The organism is Komagataeibacter kakiaceti JCM 25156 (genome assembly GCF_000613305.1).
The window spans coordinates 1-2,047 of sequence record NZ_BAIO01000428.1; the positions used below are offsets into that span (position 1 = coordinate 1).

Here is a 2,047-nt window from a genome sequence, read left to right on the forward strand (position 1 = left end):
CCGCCCACAGCGAGCCGGATATCGGCAATACGTCCATCTTCCGACTGCCGGACCATGGCGGCCACCACGGCCATGGCGGGGGTGAACGCCTGCCGCAATCCGACCTTGCGGTAGAAGCACCGCCAGTTTTCCATGTCCCGCACGGGGTATCCGACCCCGACCACGATGCCCTCCGGCGGGTCGCGGAGCCACTGCGCCAACGGCTGTATCACGGGCGCGCGCTCCCCCGGTGGCAGGATCTGGACCCATGCCTCCATGACAAGAAGGGCGGCCAGGGTACATCCCGACCGCCCTCCGATCTGTCCGCCCAGTGTCGCCAGACGGCGCACGGCAGGTGATGCGACATTGCCGATCGCCTGCCGCAGCAGGGCTGGCACCCGGTCATCATGTTCCAGCGTGGCCAATGGCACGCCCGCCCCGATCCACCCCGGCGCGACTCTGACATAACGGGTGTCCTCCACGCCGGAAAGGTCGATCACCACCCTGCCCCGTGGCAGCGCCCGGTTCCATTCAATCCGTAGCGCCGTGCCGCCGCCCATGAGCAGGGCGTGCCCCCCGGCCAGAAGGCTGGCCGCCTGCTCCAGCCCCCGGGGCCGGTGGATGAAGGGAAAAGGTGTCATGCCATCCCCTTCAGGTGACATCCGGTATGCCCGGCATGGTTATGAAGCCGGGCAGCGTGCGCATGGCGCGCATCCACTGGCGCAATGCCGGAAAACCGTCATGATCCAGCCCGTAATCCCGGCACAGCGCGAAAGCGGGGAACAGCAGGACATCGGCAATGGTGGGCATCGCATCGGCAAACCACTCATGCCCTTCGATATGACGCAGGACCATGTGGTCCTCCATCGCATTGAGACCGTGGCGCGCGCGGGCCCGTAATGCGGGCGAAGGCGCGTCCTGCCCCAGCAGGGCGCAGGCGCGGGCCTGATGGGCCGCATGCAGGTCGCGCACGGAAAACACCAGCCAGTCCATGACCGCGCCGAAGGCCACGGGATCGGTGGGCAGCCAGTTGCCCACCTTCAGGCCGCGCGCGCGGACCAGTATGATCGTCGCCGCCTCACGCAGGACCACCGGGCCATCCACCCAGACCGGCAACGTGCCGCGCGGATTGATACGCAGGAAGGCGGGCTGTTCATGTTCGCGCCCCGGTATCATGTCCACCGGGCGCGAACGGTAGGCCACCCCCATGAGCGAAAGGGCGAGACGGACCTTGTAGCATTCGTCATCCAGGGGGAATTCGTATAGTTCCGGCAGAATGGTCATGCGCGCTTTCCCTGTCCGTGGGGGAGAATGGTGCCATAGCCGAGCCCCTTGGCCGCAAGCCACCGGCGATAGGCGACGGAGGCGGTATCCGCGCGGGTGGGAATTTCGGCCTGCCCGTCGAGCGGCAGGCGCAGGGGCACCTGATTTTCCAGAATCAGCCGGTCCTGCAGGAAGATGACCTGCTCGAAATGCAGCAGTTCGGTATGGGTGGATATTTCATCAACCAGGAATTCGACCGGCTGGGCACGACACAGTTCCTCCCCCATCGGCTGGATGAACAGCGCGATGGCGTCCCGCCGGTCGGGCGCGGACGGAGCGGTGCGGTACAGCATGACAATGAAGGGAGACGGCACGCGGTAATCGATATGCATCATCATGCCGCCGCCACCGCGTTCGGTCGCGGCGCCGCGTGGTTGCCAGAAATGGCAGCCGGTCGCCCAGACCTCGTCCACATCCGCCCTGATCTCGGCATGATAGGGGCCGACATCGGTATGCGGTTCCGAACCAAGAATATCGGTATGGACGTAAGGAAAATGCGCCATGTCGAGGAAATTCTCGACAATGCGCGGCCCGGACGCGCGAATGGTGAACCACCCGCATGGCACGACCCGCCGGTCCGGCTCACCCGCTTCCGCGATCTCCACGATCGGGGTGTCGGGACTGCCGAACGTGGTGAACACGCAGGCATACCGTTCGATTACGGGCAGCGGGTCGCCATATTGTCCGCCCGGCAGCACCGGGCGCACGCGTACCGCACCAGTCTCGGGGCAGCGGTCCAGGACGA

The 2,047-nt window shown here is 66.0% G+C and carries 3 protein-coding genes; all 3 read right to left on the reverse strand.

Translation table 11 applies throughout. The features are described 5' to 3' along the window. A partial coding sequence (locus JCM25156_RS14800; protein WP_025813682.1) for an FAD binding domain-containing protein occupies positions 1–620 on the reverse strand: 620 nt, incomplete at its 3' end. A 10-nt stretch (positions 621–630) separates the two neighbouring features. Next, positions 631–1,263 carry a glutathione S-transferase family protein gene (locus tag JCM25156_RS14805; protein WP_025813683.1) on the reverse strand — a complete coding sequence of 211 codons (633 nt, stop codon included), beginning with the start codon at positions 1,261–1,263 and terminating at the stop codon, positions 631–633. Beyond that, positions 1,260–2,047: aromatic ring-hydroxylating oxygenase subunit alpha (locus JCM25156_RS14810; protein WP_025813684.1), on the reverse strand; the 788-nt coding region annotated here is incomplete at its 5' end. The genes JCM25156_RS14810 and JCM25156_RS14805, both read right to left, overlap by 4 nt.